Annotated in this window: 16 protein-coding genes; 8 read left to right on the top strand and 8 right to left on the bottom strand. The window is 39.7% G+C overall.

Going from position 1 to position 21,930, the window contains the following annotated elements; genetic code table 11:
* Nucleotide 1: 1 nt before the first annotated feature.
* Nucleotides 2–829 (bottom strand): hypothetical protein, encoded by an 828-nt coding sequence (locus tag ACGF5R_RS00170; RefSeq protein ID WP_112879398.1) that lies wholly within the window; start codon nucleotides 827–829, stop codon nucleotides 2–4.
* Nucleotides 830–1,095: 266 nt separating this feature from the next.
* On the opposite strand from ACGF5R_RS00170, the gene acnA reads away from it, so the two are divergent.
* Nucleotides 1,096–3,771, top strand: coding sequence for an aconitate hydratase AcnA (gene acnA / locus ACGF5R_RS00165; RefSeq protein WP_387689083.1), 2,676 nt, complete (start codon nucleotides 1,096–1,098; stop codon nucleotides 3,769–3,771).
* A 195-nt stretch (nucleotides 3,772–3,966) separates the two neighbouring features.
* On the opposite strand, the gene ribA is transcribed toward acnA, so the two are convergent.
* The gene (ribA, locus tag ACGF5R_RS00160; RefSeq protein ID WP_112879396.1) at nucleotides 3,967–4,563 is read right to left on the bottom strand and encodes a GTP cyclohydrolase II; all 597 of its coding nucleotides are present in this window, start codon (nucleotides 4,561–4,563) and stop codon (nucleotides 3,967–3,969) included.
* 637 nt (nucleotides 4,564–5,200) lie between these two features.
* Between ribA and ACGF5R_RS00155 the strand changes: the two genes are divergently transcribed.
* The 7 genes from ACGF5R_RS00155 to ACGF5R_RS00125 all read left to right on the top strand — a co-directional run bounded on the left by ACGF5R_RS00155 (nucleotide 5,201) and on the right by ACGF5R_RS00125 (nucleotide 11,087).
* Complete coding sequence (locus ACGF5R_RS00155; protein ID WP_112879395.1) at nucleotides 5,201–5,512, top strand: LapA family protein; 312 nt, start codon at nucleotides 5,201–5,203, stop codon at nucleotides 5,510–5,512.
* A 6-nt stretch (nucleotides 5,513–5,518) separates the two neighbouring features.
* On the top strand, nucleotides 5,519–6,688 hold the full coding sequence (gene lapB, locus ACGF5R_RS00150; protein WP_112879394.1) for a lipopolysaccharide assembly protein LapB: 1,170 nt from the start codon (nucleotides 5,519–5,521) through the stop codon (nucleotides 6,686–6,688).
* Nucleotides 6,689–6,732: 44 nt separating this feature from the next.
* Complete coding sequence (gene pyrF / locus ACGF5R_RS00145) at nucleotides 6,733–7,479, top strand: orotidine-5'-phosphate decarboxylase (RefSeq protein WP_262980042.1); 747 nt, start codon at nucleotides 6,733–6,735, stop codon at nucleotides 7,477–7,479.
* Complete coding sequence (gene yciH / locus ACGF5R_RS00140) at nucleotides 7,469–7,795, top strand: stress response translation initiation inhibitor YciH (protein ID WP_112879392.1); 327 nt, start codon at nucleotides 7,469–7,471, stop codon at nucleotides 7,793–7,795. Before pyrF ends, yciH begins: the two co-directional genes overlap by 11 nt.
* 400 nt (nucleotides 7,796–8,195) lie before the next feature.
* A complete protein-coding gene (locus tag ACGF5R_RS00135) occupies nucleotides 8,196–8,801 on the top strand; it encodes a TetR/AcrR family transcriptional regulator (RefSeq protein ID WP_387689079.1) in 606 nt (201 codons plus the stop codon).
* A gap of 24 nt (nucleotides 8,802–8,825) precedes the next feature.
* Nucleotides 8,826–9,305: a nuclear transport factor 2 family protein gene (locus tag ACGF5R_RS00130; protein ID WP_112879390.1), complete on the top strand. Its 480-nt coding sequence runs from the start codon at nucleotides 8,826–8,828 to the stop codon at nucleotides 9,303–9,305.
* A gap of 432 nt (nucleotides 9,306–9,737) precedes the next feature.
* Nucleotides 9,738–11,087: a Fic family protein gene (locus ACGF5R_RS00125; RefSeq protein ID WP_112878186.1), complete on the top strand. Its 1,350-nt coding sequence runs from the start codon at nucleotides 9,738–9,740 to the stop codon at nucleotides 11,085–11,087.
* Between the two features lie 270 nt (nucleotides 11,088–11,357).
* On the opposite strand, the gene ACGF5R_RS00120 is transcribed toward ACGF5R_RS00125, so the two are convergent.
* The 6 genes from ACGF5R_RS00120 to rsxD form a co-directional block, all read right to left on the bottom strand.
* Entirely contained in the window at nucleotides 11,358–16,274 is a 4,917-nt protein-coding gene (locus tag ACGF5R_RS00120; RefSeq protein ID WP_387689076.1) for a putative adhesin, read from the bottom strand.
* Between the two features lie 508 nt (nucleotides 16,275–16,782).
* Nucleotides 16,783–18,726, bottom strand: a complete 1,944-nt coding sequence (locus tag ACGF5R_RS00115; protein WP_387689073.1) for an exoribonuclease II — start codon at nucleotides 18,724–18,726, stop codon at nucleotides 16,783–16,785.
* Nucleotides 18,727–18,865: 139 nt separating this feature from the next.
* Nucleotides 18,866–19,504 carry an endonuclease III gene (nth, locus tag ACGF5R_RS00110; protein WP_112878189.1) on the bottom strand — a complete coding sequence of 213 codons (639 nt, stop codon included), beginning with the start codon at nucleotides 19,502–19,504 and terminating at the stop codon, nucleotides 18,866–18,868.
* A gap of 16 nt (nucleotides 19,505–19,520) precedes the next feature.
* Nucleotides 19,521–20,204 carry an electron transport complex subunit E gene (locus ACGF5R_RS00105; RefSeq protein ID WP_387689070.1) on the bottom strand — a complete coding sequence of 228 codons (684 nt, stop codon included), beginning with the start codon at nucleotides 20,202–20,204 and terminating at the stop codon, nucleotides 19,521–19,523.
* Nucleotides 20,201–20,830 carry an electron transport complex subunit RsxG gene (gene rsxG, locus ACGF5R_RS00100; RefSeq protein ID WP_112878191.1) on the bottom strand — a complete coding sequence of 210 codons (630 nt, stop codon included), beginning with the start codon at nucleotides 20,828–20,830 and terminating at the stop codon, nucleotides 20,201–20,203. Before rsxG ends, ACGF5R_RS00105 begins: the two co-directional genes overlap by 4 nt.
* A gap of 9 nt (nucleotides 20,831–20,839) precedes the next feature.
* The gene (gene rsxD, locus ACGF5R_RS00095; RefSeq protein WP_112878192.1) at nucleotides 20,840–21,919 is read right to left on the bottom strand and encodes an electron transport complex subunit RsxD; all 1,080 of its coding nucleotides are present in this window, start codon (nucleotides 21,917–21,919) and stop codon (nucleotides 20,840–20,842) included.
* Nucleotides 21,920–21,930: the final 11 nt, after the last annotated feature.

Raw genomic sequence — 21,930 nt, 5'->3', positions numbered from 1 at the left:
ATCAGATCGGTTCAAACTCACCACTGAAGAAATCATCAGAATCTTCTATTGATGTTTTTCTTTGCTTGTTAATGAAATTATCAAAACTGGTTTTAATCTCAGGATGTTCGAGTGCTTCATAGTCTAAGACCGATATTAAGGATGAATACTCAAAATCAATATTGATATTTTCATTAGAAGCACAGCTTGATAAAAAGTTTGAATTGGTGCTATCAAAATTAACTCGATAGAGTTTTAGTTTCGGAATATATACTGTCTTCTCTCCTACAATCAACGTATCGATGGCAATCGTCAGTGTCACTGTAGAATAAAAGCCTTTATTTTTCCGTATGCCTAAACGAATCGTTTCGCCTTGCTTGGTAAGAAAATTAGCGAAATCTGGCAGCATATCCGTATTTTCGAATACAACAACATTCATGATAAAATTAAGGAAACTTTTTGAAATGCTTAAACCATTTAATGAATCGGTGTAATTTTTGGATTCAACTTTGCTGGTACCCATTAGAGGTAATTTGTTAACGACTTTCGTCCAAAAATCCATATCTGTTTTATATTGCTCTCCATATTTTTCCGCGTATTTATTGACATAATTGGTTGCAATGGAGGAGAGTGCAATTAATGTTTGACTTAGGTTGTTTGTTTTCTCTATAACTTCTGGTTTATCAGATAATTGTTTGGCTATGATGAACTGAACTAAGCCATCCTTTTCATTATATTTATTGGTATTTTCTATATTAAAATAAGTGTCGTTGATGTGAAAGAACGTATTAGCTTCATTGATTTTTGCGATATGTTGCTGATTATTCGTAATTTCGTTTTTTATATCCATTATTTTGTCCTTGTTTTTTTATTGATAATTTGAATCCAATTGAATTGTTAGCGGGTTAATTCTAGCTGATTATCATTCGATTGTTTACTCGACTAAATTATCAAAATTTATTACTGAAATTCTGATAGTTACACTGAATTGATTCATTGTGTGGTAATGAGAAACAAATATTTGCTTATATGTTATGTTTAATTTGTGCCATTATCATTAACGGCTAGGCACTAAGGTGGTTTTGAGTTATGCCAGTATAAGAAGAAGGAGGAGTTATGTCGTTTGATTTAAAAAAAGTTTGTGTTTCAACACTTTCCGCTGTAAGTAAACAATATGATTATTACAGCTTACCACTGGTTGCTAAACATTTGGGTGATATTTCCCGTTTGCCCAAATCACTGAAAGTTCTTCTGGAAAATCTTCTTCGCAATATCGATGGCAATTCTGTTGTTGATGATGATTTGAAAGCAATTGTTGATTGGCAAAATACCGGCCATGCAGACAGAGAAATTGCTTACCGGCCGGCACGTGTATTAATGCAGGATTTCACCGGGGTGCCTGCCGTTGTTGATTTAGCGGCCATGAGAGAAGCGGTTCAGCGCCTTGGTGGTAATGTTGAACAAGTTAATCCACTATCACCCGTTGATTTGGTTATTGACCATTCAGTTATGGTGGATAAATTCGGCACGGAAAAAGCCTTTGAACAAAATGTTCAATTAGAAATGGAACGTAACTACGAGCGTTATCTCTTTCTGCGTTGGGGGCAAAAAGCTTTTAACCGTTTTCGTGTTGTCCCGCCCGGAACCGGGATTTGCCATCAGGTAAACCTGGAATACCTGGGTAAAACGGTTTGGCATGAAATGCATAACGGACGAGAGTTGGCTTATCCTGATACCTTGGTTGGTACCGATTCTCATACCACCATGATCAATGGTCTCGGTGTTTTAGGATGGGGGGTGGGCGGTATTGAAGCTGAAGCGGCCATGTTAGGACAACCTGTTTCCATGCTTATTCCTGATGTGGTGGGTTTTAAACTTACCGGCAAGTTACGCGAAGGGATTACTGCAACAGACCTTGTACTGACAGTGACTCAGATGCTGCGTGCCCATGGTGTGGTCGGGAAATTTGTTGAATTTTATGGGGATGGGTTAGCTGATTTGCCGCTGGCAGACAGGGCAACCATTGCCAATATGTCACCGGAATATGGTGCAACTTGCGGTTTCTTCCCGGTAGATGATATTACCCTGAGCTATATGCGATTGACAGGGCGTGCAGAACAGCAGATTGAGCTGGTAGAAGCTTATTGTAAGATCCAAGGATTATGGCGAAATCCCGGTGATGAACCGGTATTTACCAGTAGTCTTGAGCTGGACATGTCGACAGTGGAAGCGAGCCTCGCTGGACCGAAACGTCCACAAGACAGGGTGGCTTTAGCGCGAGTACCTCAAGTATTTCAATCATCCGTTGATCTGGAAATGAATAAATCCCAGGGGAAAGCCATCTCAGCGCCAGTTAATCTGGATAACCAGAAGTATGAGTTAGAAGAGGGGGCTGTTGTCATTGCTGCGATTACTTCCTGTACCAACACATCTAATCCCACTGTGCTGATGGCCGCGGGGTTGTTGGCGAAAAAAGCGGTTGAGAAGGGGCTTAAACGCCAACCGTGGGTGAAAACCTCACTGGCGCCAGGCTCGAAAGTGGTGACGGATTACCTTGAACTGGCTGGCTTGATGCCGTATCTGGAGCAATTGGGCTTCAATCTGGTAGGTTATGGTTGTACAACTTGCATTGGTAACTCTGGGCCACTGCATGAATCTATTGAAGCGGCGATTAAGCAAGCTGATCTTACCGTCGGTGCGGTCCTTTCTGGCAACCGAAACTTTGAAGGCCGTATCCATCCTCTGATAAAAACTAACTGGCTAGCGTCGCCGCCGTTAGTCGTGGCGTATGCTTTATCCGGCAACATGAAAAAGGATTTGACTAAAGATCCTCTTGGTCAGGATCAACAAGGCAATGATGTCTATTTGAAGGATATCTGGCCTGATAGCAAAGAAATTGCTAAAGCGGTTGATCAAATTAAGGCTGATATGTTTCACAAAGAGTATGCGGAAGTCTTTGATGGTGATGAAACATGGCAGTCGCTGGATGTTGCGAGTTCTGCAACTTATCACTTCCAGCTTGATTCTACTTATATTCGCCACCCACCGTTCTTTAGTGAAATGACAGCAGAACCTGAAGCGATAACGGATATTCACGGCGCGAATATATTGGCTATTCTTGGGGATTCTGTAACCACAGACCATATTTCTCCGGCGGGGAATATCAAAGCTGACAGCCCGGCAGGGCGTTATCTTCAAGAACATGGGGTTGAACCTAAGGATTTTAACTCCTACGGCTCAAGGCGCGGTAATCATGAAGTCATGATGCGTGGAACGTTTGCTAATATCCGTATCCGTAATGAGATGATTTCTGGTATCGAAGGAGGATATACCCGCCATATTCCATCACAGACACAATTAGCGATTTATGATGCAGCTATGCGTTATCAGGAAGAAAAAACACCATTGGCTATCATTGCAGGCAAAGAATATGGTTCTGGTTCGAGCCGCGACTGGGCAGCGAAGGGGACTCGGTTATTGGGGGTTAGGGTGGTGATTGCGGAATCATTTGAGCGTATTCACCGTTCGAACCTGATTGGTATGGGGGTATTGCCATTGGAATTTTCTCAGGGCGTAAATCGTAAGACATTAAATCTGCGAGGTGATGAGACAATTGATATTGAAGGGATGAATGACCTCAAGCCGGGACAGATTGTTCCGGTGAAAGTGACTTATTCGGATGGGCGTCAGGAAATCATTAATGCTCAGTGTCGTATTGATACCAGAACTGAATTAGATTATTTCCACCACGGTGGTATTTTGCACTATGTTATTCGTCACATGTTGAAATAATTTTTATACCCGTTATCTTTCAAGCTGCCTCTTTGTTGGTTGCACTCGCTCACCCCGGTCACATAGTTCTCTATGCTCCCGGGGATTCACTCCCTTGCCGTCGCGATGCATCTTGAAATCCATAGGGTATACATCATACTAAAGACGGCACTGATTTATTTGAGCGCCGTTTTTTCCAGCTAGCTTACTGAGAAACTAATTTTGCTCAGGTAACAAATGACCCATTTTTTTGGCTTTGGTATCCAAATAATAAGCATTTTTAGGATTCCGGCCGGTAATTAATGGAACACGTTCTACAATATTAATACCTGTTTCGGTCATAATTTCCACTTTTTTGGGATTATTTGTCAGCAGACGAATAGCTTGAACACCGAGTAATTTATACATATCTGCACATAAGGTGAAATCACGCTCATCGGCGGCAAAACCTAACTGATGGTTAGCTTCTACAGTATCGATACCGTTATCCTGTAACGCGTAAGCACGAATTTTATTGATTAAGCCAATATTACGACCTTCTTGTCGATGATAAAGTAATACACCTCGCCCTTCTTTAGCAATTTGAGCAAGGGCGGCTTCAAGTTGAAAACCGCAATCACAACGTAGACTAAACAGGGCGTCACCGGTCAGACATTCTGAATGGATCCTGGAAAGAACAGGTTCATTGCCAGAAATAGTACCGTATACTAATGCGACATGATCTTGACCTGTGGCGATTTCTTCAAAGCCGACCATTAAAAAATCACCCCAAGGAGTGGGTAACTTGGCCTCAGCGACTCGTTTTAATTGCATTTTATTGTTCATATGTTGATTCAGACTCGTTACAAGACATAGATGTGAAAAACAATACCGGTCTGGGAAATCAGCGGACACTGCGTAAAAGATTTTCTCTGATTATAATGCGGCTATATTTTGCCATATTTACCGCAAATTATCTGTCAAAAACTTTCAAATAATCATATATAAATGGCTGTTATAACACTAACATGTTAACACTGAACAAGTTTTTAAAATGTGTATAAAAATAATCCGGTGCCAGATATGAATCCATTTACTAAACCTATTATTATCGCAACCCTGATTTTATTGTTACCACCTGTAGCTGTATTGTTGGCAGGTTGGCAATGAGAGACCGGATATGTTTTTCATTCTAGGTATATACCCTGTTTGCTGCAAGTTTGTCGCTACTTTTAGTGGGTTTTTTTATGGTCGCGTCGTCACTCAGAAAAATGGCGGTTGATTAACGACAAAAAGGATTTGGCGGTGTCATTGCTTCTTATTTACACTTAATCGATGGGAAGATATCGCAAAAAAGCTGAAAGACGCATTTATCATGATAAATTGCTTCCTTTATCCAGACTGGAAATGCTAATTTAATGAGCCGTTATCCAGCATAATGTCCAAGCAACAATAGATAACAGGAAAAAATGTGAAATATTTTCTGATTTTATTACTGGTATTGGTGATCTTTGTCGTTTCGATGACTCTTGGATCAAATAACGAACAGATTGTTACATTTAACTATCTGATTGCTAAAGGGAATTACTCTATATCTACACTTTTAGCTGTATTATTTGCTAGCGGTTTCGTGTTAGGTTGGGTTATCTGTGGATTATTTTATCTTCGTGCTCGTTTGTCATTAGGAAGAGCTGAACGCAAGATTAAGCGACTTGAAGCGCAACTGGAGCAACCTGCTGAACCTTCGGTTACTCATTCATCGCTTGCACTTAGCAAGGAATAAACCCCTATGTTAGAGCTGTTGTTTCTGTTGCTTCCTGTGGCCGCTGCTTATGGCTGGTATATGGGGCGCAGAAGTGCTCAACAGGATAAGCAACAAAATGCTGATCGCTTATCACGAGAATATGTTACCGGGGTTAACTTTCTCCTTTCAAACCAGCAAGATAAAGCCGTGGATCTGTTTCTTGAAATGCTTAAAGAGGACAGTTCTGCTTTTGAAGCGCATTTGACTTTGGGGAATCTATTCCGTTCCAGGGGAGAAGTAGAGCGGGCTATCCGCATTCATCAATCTCTCATGGAAAGCGCTTCTCTGACATTTGATCAGCGTTTGCTTGCGACGCAACAATTGGGCCGCGATTATATGTCTGCGGGTTTGTATGATCGTGCTGAAAATATGTTCTCTCAATTGGTGAATGAAAAAGATTTTCGACAAAATGCGTTTCAATCGCTGCTGACTATTTATCAGGCAACCAGTGATTGGAAAAAAGCCATTGATATTGCTGAGAAATTAGTCAAATCCGGCAAACATGATTTACGGGAAAAAATTGCGCATTTTTATTGTGAACTCGCTTTACAGGAGATGAGCGGTGATGATCTTGATGAGGCTATCGGTTATCTCAATAAAGCGGTTCAGGCAGATAAAAACTGCGCCAGAGTTTCTATCATGTTGGGGCGTCTGTTTATGGCCCGGCAAGAGTACAATAAAGCGGCGGATGCTTTAAAATCTGTTCTTGAGCAGGATAAACAGTTGGTGAGTGAGGTGTTACCTATTCTCCAGGAGTGTTACCAGCATCGGAATCAGCTTGATGAATGGGAAAATTTCCTGAGACGTTGTGTCGAAGAGGATTGTGGGGCAACGGCCGAGCTTTTGCTGGCTGATATTATCGAGCAGCAAGAAGGGCATGAAGTCGCGCAAACTTACATCAACCATCGATTAGAGCGTCATCCGACCATGCGCCTATTTTATCGCTTGATGGATTACCACCTGGCCGAAGCAGAAGAGGGTCGGGCGAAAGAAAGTATTATCTTGCTACGGGACATGGTTGGTGAGCAAATTCGCACCAAACCTAATTATCGCTGCCATAAGTGCGGCTTTACTTCTCATTCGCTTTATTGGCACTGTCCATCCTGCCGTTCGTGGGATTCGATTAAACCGATCCGTGGATTAGATGGTCAGTGACAGTGTCACCATAATATTGCTTTGTTAGTCAAAAAGGTTAAAAAATGACATCTCATACCTTAACATCGTTCGGTAGACAGGTTAGCTCGCCTGTCATTGTTGCTTTAGATTACGACAATCAGGATGCGGCGCTGGCTTTTGCCGATAAAATTGATCCACAGGATTGCCGTCTGAAAGTAGGTAAAGAGATGTTTACCCTACATGGTCCGCAGTTTGTTAAGTTGCTGCACCAACGTGGTTTTGAAGTATTTCTAGATTTGAAATTCCATGATATTCCTAATACCACCGCCAGAGCGGTAGCTGCTGCTGCTGAGATGGGGGTTTGGATGGTAAACGTACATGCGAGTGGTGGTGCCAGAATGATGACAGCGGCGAAAGAGGCGCTGCTGCCTTATGGTCATGATGCGCCGTTATTAATTGCTGTCACAGTATTAACCAGTATGGAACAATCGGATCTGCAAGGTATTGGGATTGATATGACACCAGCGCAACAGGCTGAAAGGTTGGCAAAACTGACTCAGGCATGTGGGCTGGATGGTGTGGTTTGTTCTGCGCATGAAGCTCAGCAACTGAAAAAGGTTTGTGGTCAGCATTTTCAATTAGTTACTCCCGGAATTCGCCCGACGGGCAGTGATGTGGGTGATCAGCGCCGTATCATGACGCCAGAACAGGCGGTATTGGCTGGCGTTGATTATATGGTCATTGGCCGTCCGATTACCCGTGCCGCCGATCCTGCGGCCGCATTGCGTCAAATTAATCAATCTATTGCGGGAGTGATTAATGCAAGATAATAATTCTCGGTTGGTCTATTCCACAGACAGAGGGCGTATTCAGGAAGAAACGGTTAAATCTCAGCGTCCAAAAGGAGATGGTATTGTTCGTATTCAACGTCAAACCAGTGGTCGTAAAGGAAAAGGGGTTTGCGTGATTACCGGGATTGATGCTGATGATCAGACACTGATTAAACTGGCGGCTGAATTGAAGAAAAAATGTGGCTGTGGTGGTTCAGTAAAGGATGGCGAAATAGAAATTCAAGGTGATAAAAGGGATTTATTGAAACAATTGCTTGAAGCCAAAGGTATGACAGTTAAATTAGCTGGTGGTTGACAGAAGGGCGGATATTCGCCCTTCATTCATTTTATTTATTTGTCTAATTGTTGGTAGTGTTTTAAGATATTTATTAATAATATTCTTAAAGATTTATTATTAAAAATAACTCACAATAAAGAGATAAAATAGAATATTGTAAACATTCTATGAAAATAATATGTTGATATTGTTTTTTCCTTTTAAAAATAAATTTCTATTTTTTAATTGATATAATAAGCAAGAAATGGTAGTAGGAAATTTAATATTATCTCTTCATTTCTCTGATAAGATCATTATTAAAGGGCATTTTCGTATGGGAATGAGCAACTTTGGTGATAAAGGCGATGAACATTAATAATTACTTTTTAAATCATAGAGATAACAATTTAAATCTATTTTTTCAGTAAAGAGGTTGACTATGGAGAATGATCGTTCTACCATGAAAAACATGGAAGGTGAGCAGGCGCCCAACAACAGGGAAAACATGTTGGATGTTGTAGAGGAATTAATTTACACAAGGGGGATTGCGGCGACGGGTATCGATCTGATAACGCGCACTACCGGTTCTTCACGTAAGACAATTTATCGTTATTTTGGTACGAAAGAGGGGTTGATTGAAGAAGTTCTTCGTCGGCGAGATGAACGATGGATGAGATGGTTTACCTCATCAATAGTCGAATATAAAACACCTAAAGAGAAATTGCTGAATGTTTTTTTGGTATTACAAAGATGGTTCGTAAGTGATGATTTTAGAGGATGTGCATTTATTAATACATCTGGTGAACGCCCTAATCCTGATGATCCGGTAAGAATAATTGCTAAGGAACATAAAGAGAAAGTTTTTACTTACGTGCTGTCTATTTGTGAAGAAATATCGCCGGATTCATCAGCGGATTTAGCGAGGAAGCTCTTGCTCTTAATAGAAGGCGCTATTACAACTGCGCATGTGATGAATGATACACATTATGCTTTAGAGGCGATGAATATTGCCGAGGCATTGCTGAATAAATACGATGTGAGTTAATGGAAAATTTAATTAGGAGATAATATGTCTAATACAAAAGAAATTCGCCAGCCGGTGCCGCCATTTACCCGTGAAACCGCTATTCAGAAAGTTCGCTTGGCGGAAGATGGATGGAATAGCCGTGATCCTGAAAAAGTTGCATTGGCTTATTCATTGGATACCCATTGGCGTAATCGTGCTGAATTTGTACATAGTCGTAAAGAAGCTCAGGACTTATTAGCCAGAAAATGGGCGAAAGAGCATGAATATCGATTGATTAAAGAACTTTGGGCGTTTACTGAGAATAGAATAGCGGTTCGTTATGCTTATGAATGGCATGACGATTCCGGTAACTGGTTTCGCTCATATGGTAATGAGAATTGGGAATTTAACGAAGATGGTTTGATGTACAACCGTTATGCTTGTATTAATGATCTTCCGATAAAAGAATCTGAGCGCAAATTTCATTGGCCTTTAGGTCGCCGCCCTGATGATCATCCTGGATTATCTGAGTTAGGGTTGTAATCCTTTTCAGACGACAGTCGAGACGTGGCTGATGTGCAGTACCTCCGCCGGGGCCTTCTGATTAACGGAAGAATTCAGAAGGCCTGCACCCCGATGCTCCCGGAGGCGGTGCCCAAGTTCTGCCAGCAACTCTGATTCGGTATAAAGTATTAGAGCCACAAATACACCTCTTAAGTTTAAATTTTATAGTTAAGAGACTTTATTATACCTCTTATTTTACTAAAATCTGATAAATCCACCGCTGATGATTCACGATATTTAAGGAAAAACAGAGACTGAGGGACGAGAATGATGTGGTTTTATCGGGATTTGACCACCCGGGACATCTCAATATGTTTCAAACAGTTCATGAATCTGGTTTATTCGTGTTGACCTCCTTAAGGATTTACTATCATACTTACCTATACATCAAATTTTAAAATGTGAGGTAATATGGCAAAACATCCTGTAGAACAATCACCTAAACTTAATTTTTCAAATTTAGATTTTGTTAAATTCGGGGAATACCTCAGTGAATATAGTATTGTTGATAAACAAGGAAGATACCTTCATTGGAGTCAGCTTAAGTGGCGAGTTCCTAGTAAAGAAGCTGAACACATCTGGTATGCGGTAAAGTTCTGTAGAGATCAGGTAAAAAAAAGTACGGGCTTATTTGATAAAAGCGGGAATGAGTTTAGTTTTTGTATACATGATGCACTAGAACCAAAGTTGCACAAAATTGTACAACTTGGTGCCGGTAAAGTAGCTGCAATTGCAGGATCTCAAGCATCAGGTAATATTCAACAGAATTACTTAGTATCATCTTTACTGATGGAAGAAGCCATCACCAGCGCTCAATTGGAAGGTGCAGCAACTACCCGAGCTGACGCAAAAAAAATGCTAGAGGAAGAATTAGCGCCCAGCACTCCTGATGAGAGAATGATTCTGAATAATTATATGTTATTAAAGCTAGCGGATAAAAGAAAACAAGAACTCCTTACAAGGGATCTGATGCTTGAATTTCACAGAATAGCGACTAATGGCGTATCTGAAAACGAAAATATACCGGGGGAATTTAGATGCAGTAATGATATCTACATTGGAAATGATGACAATCCATTATTTTACCCGCCAAACTATAAGGAGTTAGAAAATAGGTTAGAAGAATTATGTGCTTTTGCTAACGAAAATCATAATGGAGAGGATGGCAGGAAATTTATACCACCAGTAATAAAAGCGATTATTCTTCATTTTATGATGGGGTATGAACACGCATTTAGAGATGGGAATGGCAGAACTGCAAGGGCAATATTTTATTGGTATATGCTAAAGAATGGATATGATATTTTTGAATATATTTCAATAAGCAAGGTTATCAAGGAGCACGCTAAGGACTATGGTATGTCATATCTTTATGTTCAAAAGGATTATGGGGATTTAACTTATTTTATCGATTTTAATGTTAATGTTATTCTAAACGCATTTGATGAATTACAAGAGTATTTAAAAGTAAAAACAAAAGAATTTTATGAAATTGTCGATGTATTGGAAAATTCAAAGTATAAAAGTAAGCTAACCTTCATTCAAAAAGATTTAATTAAAAAAGGTGTAAAAGAACCCGGAAGATTGTTTAAAGTGAAATCGGTTCAAAATGTATATGATGTTAGTGAAAATACAGCCAGAAAATTACTTAGAGAGCTTGAGGCAATGAATATATTTCTTCCTATAAAAATAAGACGGACAACTTATTATATTGCCCCCGCAGATCTACGTAGTAGGCTAAATAAGATATCAAAATCGTAGGATGTTTTTTCTTACTCCTCACGGCGCGAGGAGTAAGGCTGGATTCCCATATAATGATAGCTTGATCGAGCAACGTTTCTTCGGATGCTAATTGCGCTGTTTCCAGTATAGATTCTGTATTATTCTTAGAGTTATGTTTGTACGGTATTTTCTGACAGAAGTGTTCGTTCTCGTAATAATTCCTAGCGCAGAATTAACACAGTTTAAAATAAATAAGGCGAGAAAACATTTCTCGCCTTAATTTAGTGTTTCAAGTAATACAAAAACCTTTTAATTATCTATCAATAAGAAAGGTGCTATGCCGATAATTTTTTCTGTTATGAGATTATGATGTAGATTTACTGCAATAATAGAATAAATAATTGCTCCATCCGGCGTGAGAGTCGCCGATCGTTTAGAGCGTGAAAGAATCACCGTTGCTTGTAGTTTGGGTTCATAACCACCGCCAAGACCGGTATCATGTACTGATTTCATATTTATTCTGTTTAATTCTTCACGACAGGCAACAAAGGTTATTTCATCATATTTTGCCATCCTTTCATCGGTTTTCAGCAGCGTAAAAATATCGGACAATTTTTTACGATTCCCCGCTTCCGGGCTGACTAATAGTGCGTCATATTTATTGATATTCGTACTGTCTGTTCTATTTTTCCATACTGCCGCCTTCACTTCCTCATCAGGCATTTTCTCATAATATTTGATACCGTAATTTCTTACCCTGCTATGATTAACTGTATTGGCTTCTACTCCAGTGGCTAGCCGATAATTTTCAATATCATTAGTAGCCATATTCTGAATATCGTTCATGGTAAACGTTTTATCACCTATTCTTACATTAGCCAGACTTGCTGTGTTGCCTGCTTTAATTGTTGCATAAGGTTGTACAGTTAAGCCGCTATTACCTAATGTAACATCAAAGGGAGAATTCAATAGATTTTCCGGTGATTCCAATAATGTCTGACCGTGAGGACCAAGAAATTGAATCGTTTTTCCCGCGGGGACTTGCGTCGTTGCACTATCAGAGAAAAAATATCCATGTGAACTCAGCATTAATCTATTCGCCGGTTCATTAGGTACTGTCCATAATTCGAATGCACCGCCAAGCTCAATTTTTTGTGGTTCAAGTTGAGGATATTCTTTTTGTAAAAGTCCAATTCTGAATTGTGCTTTTCTTTTTCTAATATCAGCTGATCCAATATCTATATCCATCCCTGGTTTTTTATTCTCTTTTCGCCATTCCTTCACTCTATTACGGTAATCAGTAGCTGATTCACCGGGCATTTTTTCAGGTTTTCCACTACCCACACCCATGACATTGCGATGTGATTCATTTATGTTTATTTCGATGTCTGTCAATGGAATTTGACTATCGCCTTTACCATAATAAGGTTGAATAACATACTCGCTTTCACCTTTGAATATGGCATATTCTGTTCTGAATCTATTTTCAGTCAATAAGGCAGAATTGTTTTCTAATAAATAGTCGGAATTACTGAAATCAAATAACGTATTTTTATCATTGGAGTAATATTTTGTTCCCACAATGCGTGATTCTTCCAGTAAAGAAAAACCGCCACTGACTTTTTGATCAATTATTTTATTATCGATAGAGGTAAACCATGTTGGGTAACGATTATAATAGATATGTAGCATCTCATGATATAAAGCGATAGCAGGTTCACGGGAACGCCAGGGCTCCTCGACAAGTTTTTCTTCTGTGCCAATTAGGTGATTCTCTGGGTCAAAGGTAATACTGCTACCGGCGCTATTACGGGCATAAAATTGACCATCTTTTTCGCGTACAATGGCACTCATCATTGGAGGTTGTATATTTATACCCTGTTTTTCCAATTCCTGAATAACGATATTTCCGGAAGGGATTTCACTTATTTCATCTAGTACGTGAGTGACTTGATTAATAAATAGATCATTACCTGTTATTGTGATCCCGACAGGAGGAATATCTACACGGTTACTCTCTATGGATGTGTATTGTATAGTTTTTGGGATATTACCCGAAGAGTATTTTGGCATCGGTGTGCTAGGTATTTCTTCAATAGCTAGGGCAATTTTATTGATTGCTGATGCATTAGGTAATTGATTTCCAACAGGATAGATTTCTCTCAATAGATAAGGCAGTTCGGTTTTGATGGCATTAATTTTTTCAGCCGAAATACTGAGGTTTTTTGGTAATGGATTGTTTTGTAATGGTAAGGTGACTTCACGTATCCAGGCTTGTTGGATATTCACTATCTCTGTGTTGAGTAGGGCTTGTTTATTTCCAAGTTTTAGGGATTTCTCCAAGAAATGGGTTAATGTGTCAGTAATATCTGATAGTTTATCGATATCATACTTTTCATGATCTTTGAATGCGGTATTGATATGAATAAATGCATCCAATATTTTATCATTATTAATATTACTGCGTGCTGCTTCAAGTTCCTGATCTATTTTTTTACTCTGCTCCAGGATAAGAAATTTATTAGATACATCGGTATGAGTAATCCAATGGCCATTTTTATCTAATTTCACCGCAGGCCAGTAACTAAATTGTTCTGGATAAGCCGGGTTGGCTACTCGCCAGGTGTGGTTTGCTTCATCCCATTTGACTTGATAATTAGCACCAGATTCCTTTATATAGTAGTTCTGTTTAATTGCTGTTTCCACATTAGCAGGGTGTATTGAATAGACCCCTTTATATATTCCCTCATTTGCATGAGGGACCATTTCGTCGAGTGAAATATTGCTGACTTTCCATTCATTTTTAAGTTTACCAATCCCTCTGGTACTTTTGCTAAAAATATCGGCGAAACTTTTCTCAAGTTTAATGCTATTTTTTATCACACCTACTGCGCTTACAACTCCTCGGTAAGTTAAGGTCAGTGTTGATCTAATCGGTAAAGGCTCGATTAAATCAATTAATCCGCCGAGCAGAATGCGAGAAGATTGACGCAAAGTGATTACGCCATGCTCTGGTAATGTTCTGATAACCGCTGTAATTAAAGCTCTTCCGGTTAGACCGGCTTGTCTGAGGCGCAATGTGGTCTGTGTGACTTTTGCAGCCATTGATTCAGTCAATGACATACCTAGGGTAGCAACAACTAACAGCACATTTGCTGTATCAAAGACAATGGAGCCAATATCCTCTCCAGTTAATTTATATTCACTATCGGTTGTTGCTTTATAGATAACATTATAGAAAGGAATAAGAATGGTTGCCGCGATATGCCAACCAGAGGTAATATCCAGCGCCTGTTTACTTTTTATTGCAATATCGTTTAAGCCTTGCTGTATTATTGTTGTGGTAACAGAAAGTAAGTTCTCTTCTTTATGAAAATTAAATTTAGGTGAACCTGTGAAGCTAATTCCGACATTCATTCCTGAAGTTATACCGTAATAATCATTCCAAAATGCGTCGTAAGAATATTTATATCTGTTTGTTTCTGAGAAACCACTCAAGGTTTTGGCCCGTACATAGCCAATCGGGAAAAGTCTTTTTCCTGTACGAACCATTCTATTTGCCATTAATATTCCCATGCCTATCTCTATTTTTTGCTCAATTAAAAATAGTACATTGGGTCTAGACATAGCACGTAAGGTGGGTTGGCTATCAACTTGTTGTTGGGAATATTTTTTTGCTTTCACTCCTCCTTGTATTGTTGAGACAACCAACCAATTACCCTGATACATTTTTATCATGGCGACATTTCCCATGCCGTGTTCGACTGAATAGAGAAAGGCTTCTTCTGGTGGATTAACAATTTCTTCGGCAGTTAATTGCGCAGCCGGAGATGAAAGTATTAACTTACTGAGTGAAATGGATTCATAATGACTGTATTTGTTTTTATAAACATTAAATTGCTCATTAAAATTATATTGTGAATCAAATTTATCTCTCTTTTTGAAATCAATAAAAGAAAAATATCCTGCTGGCTTTACGTTGCTTTTATTGAAAGGATTAAGTTTTTGCTTGTCATTTTCAAATAATTTTATTGTTTCTAATGTAGAATACTTAAATGCTTGTTCCTCATTGGAATTCTCTTTTCTCATTCGATAAATGATTGCGGCTGTTAAAATAATACAGCCTTCCATTTCAATATGTTTTGATTCTTGAGAAAGAACATGATCAGTATCATAGTGAATATTATGTTTTTTAAATAATAATTCAGCCTGATCTTGGGCAAAAATGATATCGCGATAATCACCATGACCTTGAGTCATTTTTCCGATTTTAGGGGCAATCTGATATAATAGGGCACCTAATGAAGATAAGACTAATAAATGATACTTAGCAGCTTGTAGAGTTTGCAGTTCAAAAATATCTTTCTGACTATACTCGGTACGATGTTGTTTTTTTAATGCTACCTCTTCTTTGGCTAGTAGAGCTAATAGTATGTCATCTCCAATGCTGATACTTTGGTTTGTTTCTGGATGAGTAATCGGAATGCCTGGATTAATATTATTAGCAGAAATTAAACTATTCACCTTTTCAATGCCTTTTTTATAGGATTTGAAAAGATCTTCTTTATCTTTGATTCGTTGGTTATAATCTGATTTTTCTTTATCACTTAACGTTACATTGCCATCTGACATAAAAGTTAGCAATACATCTGAATAGACCTCATCATCGATTTCTCCGGTAGAGAATGCCTGACGATATATTTTTAGTAAAGGTTCTTCCGCATTGATACCCAGTTCCTGCCATATATCGGCTTTAGTTTGATCTGAATTGACTTTATTTTTATTTATGCTTGCTAATTTTTCATGAATTTCTATTTTTGATATTAAAATATTGATTGCTGTATCGATATCAGAACTATCATAATTTTTTATGAAAAAAAGGTTGAATATATTGTTAATGTTATGCAGTAACTCAGAGTATTTTATTTCGGAATATTCATTGAAAACGGCGTTCACAGCTCGTTTTAAAGTTTGTTGTAATTTAGTTGAGTATTTATTATAAGAAAATAAATTTTCTATGATATATAGACTCACTTTTTTAATATCAGAGGTTATCCAAGTTGGATAGTCTTGATTGCCTTTTAATAGGTAAGTAAAAATATTATCACTATTTTTATCATTTTTCGTATTATATTTAAAATACTCTCCATTGACCACGGTATATTCATTTTCTTTTGATTGATAGGCATCGTTTTTATTTTCTACATCATATTCAAAATGTGACATATAACCCTCCAAGTTGATTAAATTTATTTAGCTATATAGCTACCGTATCCATCTGATTTATAGAAATGATTGCTCATATAAAAATATTATTTTTTGATTTTAAAGTCACAATCGTAAGGCAGGGTAATTATAGTTAATATCAGTTAATATCAAATACCAATTAATAACATTGTAAAATTATTAATTAGTATAACTATATATAAATATTTATTTATAGTTTTTTATAATATGGTTAAATATAAGACAATGTATCCGTTGAGGAGTGGGCTGATAAGGTCTCTGTGGTTAATACGGGGTATTTATTAAAAACACTCTATAGCGAGTAGTAAACAGTAGAAATAGTAAATATTTGTAAAGAAGTGGAAAGGGAAATGTTATCACTGTGAGGGGATAATGATAATGGTTCAATATAGTGACACCTCGTATCGAACAGAACGAGATGTAAGGTTAGAACAAACTACAGCGATTAAACTGTAGTTTGACTCAGAAAGGGTTCAATTAAGGGAAATCAGGCCGTAGGGCGGGCGACAATATTACGCGTTTCCATTCTGACTTCATCAATACGAACATCAAGAATATCGTTCAATTGGTAAGCGACTTCACCTTTGATAATCACTGTACCGGTCTCTTGGCTACATTGCAGCTCATCACGCACGGCATGTAGGAATGGTGCCGGTATAAAGGCCACTGCACCGTTATCGACCAGTCGGACACGTAAACCACCACGGGTGATATCAATGACTTCTGCGGTAAATCGTTGTTCTGTTCCTGCGTGTGGTTGCAGGAAGCGGGCATACAGCCAATCCCCTACATCTCGTTCAGCCATACGATTCAGTCTGCGACGTTCAGCCAGTTGTAAACAGGTTTCTTCTGAGGGTTGTTTCACATCCGTTTTTTGAATAATCGCTTTCAGTAAACGGTGGTTAATCATGTCGCTGTATTTACGGATCGGTGACGTCCAGGTGGCGTAAGCATCAAAACCGAGACCAAAATGAGGGCCGGGTTCAGGTCTAATTTCTGCGAAAGTCTGGAAACGACGAATGCGACTATCAAGGAATTGTGTTGGCTGTTTATCCAATTCACGGCGTAATTTGCAGAAGCCGTTTAAGGTTAACAATTCTTCTGTGTTAGCATCGACACCATTTTCTTTCAGTAATTCAACCACTTGTTCAATTTGCAGTGGCTCAAAACCCATATGGACATTGTAAATACCAAAACCTAACTTATCGCGTAGTATTTTTGCGGCGCACAGGTTAGAAGTGATCATGGCTTCTTCAACAATACGGTTAGCTGTGCGGCGTTGTTCTACTACGATATCCAGTACGTAACCATTATCATCGAGGATGAAGCGATAATCAGGACGATCTTTGAAAATAAGCGCATTTTGGTGGCGCCATTGGTTACGGCGATCACTCATTTCCTTCAGGAGCGTGATTTGAGCCTTAATCGCTTCGGAAGCAGGTTCCCAAGTCCCGGTTTCTTCCAGCCAGTCAGAAACTTCGTCGTAAACTAATTTAGCTTTTGATTCAACCCAGGTAGAGAAAAACGCAATATCATCACTCAGTTGACCATCTTCCAGAATAGAAACTTGACAAACCAATGCCGGACGACGAGCGTTAGGGCGCAGAGAGCATAAATTCTCTGACAGGTCGCGTGGCAACATGGGGATATTAAAACCCGGCAGGTAGTTAGTGAAAGCACGTTGATGGGCGATTTGATCCAGTTCGCTGTCAGCCGCAATATAAGCTGTTGGATCAGCAATGGCGATGCTGAGTTTCAGGCTACCGTCATCTTGCTTAGCAATATGCAAAGCATCGTCCATATCTTCCGTGGTTGCACTGTCAATAGTGACAAAATCCAGCGACGTTAAGTCAATGCGCTCAAGATCGCCATCGTTCATCTGGCAATCGGTAGCCATAGCGGGAGCATCACGTTCCAGGTTATGGCGAGTGAGTGTTACCCACCAAGGGGCGTAGTGATTGTCGCCTTCAGTGATATAGCCGGTAATTTCTGCATGAAAACCACGGCTGCCTTTCAATGGATGATGACGCATTTCAGCGACAGCCCAATCACCATGTTGAAATGGATGAGTGACCTGATTGGTCGGCCGGCAAGGGATAGCATCTTTTAGCAGTGGGTGATCAGGAATGATCCATAAACGGTTATCATTTTCTTTTTTCTGGATACGGCCAACGAAGCGACTTAGAAATGGTTCGACCAATGTTTCTGGCTCGGCGATCTCTCTTTCTTTATCAGTATGAATAGCGGCAGTCACTCGATCGCCATGCATAACTTTTTTCATGTGTGGGGGAGGAATAAAATAACTTTTTTGCCCATCGACTTCTAAGAATCCGAATCCTTTTTCGGTACCTTTGACCAAACCTTCTACTCGAAGTGTTTGGGAATGAAGTTGCTGTTTTAGCTGTGCAAGCAGCGGGTTGTTTTGAAACATAATATCCGCGGAGAAAGTTGAGGGTTATTATCAGATAGTTTTTTAGAATAACAGTTTTACGCGAATTGATGATGTCGAGCAAGCAACATCTGCAAAATAGCGTAAAACAGTATGGAAATTGCAATGAAAATTACAATAGTTACTCAGGGTAAATTTTTTCTTTAAATTCACATAGATCTTCAATAATACAGGAACCACAACGAGGTTTACGGGCTATGCAGGTATAACGACCGTGTAAAATAAGCCAATGATGACAATCAACTTTAAATTCAGCCGGGACAACTTGTAGTAATTTATTTTCGACTTCATTGACATTTTTACCGGGCGCGAATTGAGTACGATTACAAACGCGAAAAATATGGGTATCGACTGCAATAGTCGGCCAGCCGAAAGCGGTGTTTAATACCACATTGGCTGTTTTGCGGCCAACACCTGGCAATGCCTCCAATGCAGCACGATCTTCGGGAACCTCGCCAGCATGTTTTTCCAGTAATATCTGGCAGGTTTTAATTGTATTTTCCGCTTTGGTGTTATACAGACCGATAGTTTTTATATACTCTTTCAGCCCATCTACACCAAGGTCAAGTATTGCCTTGGGGGTATTAGCAACCGAATAGAGTTTCGCTGTGGCTTTATTAACGCTCACATCTGTTGCTTGCGCTGAAAGCAGTACTGAAATAAGTAACTCAAATGGTGTTGTGAAAACTAATTCAGTTGTTGGCTTTGGGTTGTTATCCCGTAAACGCGTTAAAATGTCGATACGTTTCTGCTTGTTCATATCAAATGGAACTGTCCTATTCTGGTAACATGGTTATTGCACGGCTTTTTTCTTTTATTGCCCTAGTTTTCATTTTTTCGTCAATAAGATATTTCGCTGCCAGCATTAATCCCAAACCGATAAAAGCACCGGGTGGTAAGATCGCTAACAGGAAAGGGGAATCCATATGAACGATTTCTATTCGTAATACTTTAGCCCAATTACCCAGCAGTAAATCAGCGCCATCAAATAGGGTTCCATTGCCGAGAATTTCTCTAATAGCACCAAGAACAAACAGGGCAAAAGTGGCTCCTAATCCCATTGCTAAGCCATCAATCGCAGAGGGCATAATTGGATTTTTCGCTGCATAGGCTTCAGCACGGCCGATAACAATACAGTTAGTCACAATCAGTGGAATGAAAATCCCCAATGATTCATACAGACCAAAAGCGTAGGCGTTAATCAACATCTGGACAGCACTTACAACCGAGGCGATGATCATAACATAAATTGGAATACGGATCTCATTGGGTACCCAACGACGCAAGCTGGAAATTGCAATGTTGGTACAGACTAGAACCAGTGTCGTTGCCAGCCCTAAGCCGAGCGCATTGGTTGCAGTGGAAGATACGGCTAACAGTGGGCACAATCCTAGCAGTTGTACTAAAGCGGAATTGTTTTTCCATAGCCCTTGGATAAATAATTTTTTGGTTTCACTCATGATTTTTCTCCACAGGATTCTAGAGAAGAGAGATGTTTAGGTATAGTTTGTAAATAAAGTGTGGTTCGTTTGACTGAGTTTACCACGGCGCGTGGGGTAATAGTGGCGCCGGTAAATTGATCAAATTCACCGCCATCTTTTTTCACTGCCCAGTGCTGGTCATGATTTGATGTGATGGTTTTCCCTGAGAATACATTAATCCAGTTTGAAATCCGGGTTTCAATTTTATCCCCTAGTCCTGGGGTTTCATGATGTTCTGTAACCCGTACACCAAGTACTTTTCCCGAGAAATCTGCGCCAACCAGTAATTGAATAGCACCGGAATAACCATCCGGTGCAGTACTTTCTAACGCTGCCGCTACGGGTTGACTATTTTTACGGGCTAGATAGAGACGATGAGGCAAGTTATTGCCCAGAGCATCCGCATTGACTAGATAACACTCGTTTTGTATATCATTGTCGTATAGGGCAGGCGGAATAACCTGATCAAGCAGCGACTTGTGCTGTAGTGCGGCTTGTTCTGCGATAGTACTTTTGGTGAGTGAATTCACGACAGCCGTCAACCCGGTGGTAATTGCAGCAAAAATGGCTAGTGTGATGCCGTGACGTCGCATGGTTTCTAACATAACGGCTCCTTATTTATGCCCGTAAACGCGGGGTTGGGTGTAATGATCAATGAGTGGCACGGTGATATTCGCCAATAAGACCGCAAATGCTATGGCATCAGGATAACCACCATAAACACGGATAACCCAGACTAATAAGCCGATCATGGCACCAAAAACCAAACGACCTTTGGGTGTCGTGGAAGCACTGACGGGATCGGTTGCAATAAAGAATGCACCTAGCATGGTTGCACCGGAAAACAGTTGTAATAATGGTGGCGAATAATGAGATGGATCAATCAACCAGCTAATGAGTGCGCATAAGCCTAATACCAGGATAAATGCCACAGGAATTTGCCAGGTTATCACTTTTCTGTTCAGCAGAATCAACCCACCAACAAGATAAGCAATGTTGACCCATTGCCAGCCAATGCCAGCCAGAGATCCTTGCAATATAGGTTGGCGAAGAACGTCATCAATATTGTGAGTCAATAAACCGGTTTTGAAACTATCCAGCGGTGTAGCCTGGCTAATTCCATCGAAACCTTGTTGCAACTGCTGTAATGTTGTGCCATCGGGAGTATGACCGCTGAAGATCACCATCAGACTGTCTAGCGGTGTGATTTGTGTTGCCAGTAAATCCATAGGAGGCAACCAGCTGGTCATTTGCACTGGGAATGATATTAGCAGTACGACATAACCGACCATTGCCGGATTGAATGGGTTTTGACCAAGGCCACCGTATAAGTGTTTGGCAATAATTACCGCAAAGGCAGTTCCCAATACAATCAGCCACCAAGGAGCCAGTGGTGGAAGGCTGATCCCTAAAAGTAAACCTGTCAGTAATGCAGAATTATCCTGCAAACGAGGCATAATTGCCTGTTTACGCAAAGATAGGGCAAATGATTCTGCAAGTAGGGCGGTAATCACTGCAAGCAGGAGCTGGAACAAGGTACCGTAACTAAAGAAGTAAGTTTGTACTGCAATACCGGGGATCGCTGCCAGCACAACCCACAGCATAATGCGGCTGGTACTTTGCTGATCGTGTGTAAAAGGCGAACTTGCGACTTTTAGTTTTTTATTGTCAATTTGAACGGGTCTGAATTTCATTTATAACAATC

It is taken from the genome of Photorhabdus sp. RM71S, from assembly GCF_042879355.1.
Classification (GTDB): Bacteria; Pseudomonadota; Gammaproteobacteria; order Enterobacterales; family Enterobacteriaceae; genus Photorhabdus; species Photorhabdus kayaii.
Note: the sequence above shows the minus strand (reverse complement) of the source record. Positions and strands in the feature narration are given on the sequence as shown.

Coding starts and splice junctions, on each gene's coding strand:
- ACGF5R_RS00170 (WP_112879398.1), bottom strand. CDS start 829: ATGGATATAAAAAACGAAATTACGAATAATCAGCAACATATCGCAAAA.
- acnA (WP_387689083.1), top strand. CDS start 1,096: ATGTCGTTTGATTTAAAAAAAGTTTGTGTTTCAACACTTTCCGCTGTA.
- ribA (WP_112879396.1), bottom strand. CDS start 4,563: ATGCAATTAAAACGAGTCGCTGAGGCCAAGTTACCCACTCCTTGGGGT.
- lapB (WP_112879394.1), top strand. CDS start 5,519: ATGTTAGAGCTGTTGTTTCTGTTGCTTCCTGTGGCCGCTGCTTATGGC.
- pyrF (WP_262980042.1), top strand. CDS start 6,733: ATGACATCTCATACCTTAACATCGTTCGGTAGACAGGTTAGCTCGCCT.
- yciH (WP_112879392.1), top strand. CDS start 7,469: ATGCAAGATAATAATTCTCGGTTGGTCTATTCCACAGACAGAGGGCGT.
- ACGF5R_RS00135 (WP_387689079.1), top strand. CDS start 8,196: ATGGAGAATGATCGTTCTACCATGAAAAACATGGAAGGTGAGCAGGCG.
- ACGF5R_RS00130 (WP_112879390.1), top strand. CDS start 8,826: ATGTCTAATACAAAAGAAATTCGCCAGCCGGTGCCGCCATTTACCCGT.
- ACGF5R_RS00125 (WP_112878186.1), top strand. CDS start 9,738: ATGGCAAAACATCCTGTAGAACAATCACCTAAACTTAATTTTTCAAAT.
- ACGF5R_RS00120 (WP_387689076.1), bottom strand. CDS start 16,274: ATGTCACATTTTGAATATGATGTAGAAAATAAAAACGATGCCTATCAA.
- ACGF5R_RS00115 (WP_387689073.1), bottom strand. CDS start 18,726: ATGTTTCAAAACAACCCGCTGCTTGCACAGCTAAAACAGCAACTTCAT.
- nth (WP_112878189.1), bottom strand. CDS start 19,504: ATGAACAAGCAGAAACGTATCGACATTTTAACGCGTTTACGGGATAAC.
- ACGF5R_RS00105 (WP_387689070.1), bottom strand. CDS start 20,204: ATGAGTGAAACCAAAAAATTATTTATCCAAGGGCTATGGAAAAACAAT.
- rsxG (WP_112878191.1), bottom strand. CDS start 20,830: ATGTTAGAAACCATGCGACGTCACGGCATCACACTAGCCATTTTTGCT.
- rsxD (WP_112878192.1), bottom strand. CDS start 21,919: ATGAAATTCAGACCCGTTCAAATTGACAATAAAAAACTAAAAGTCGCA.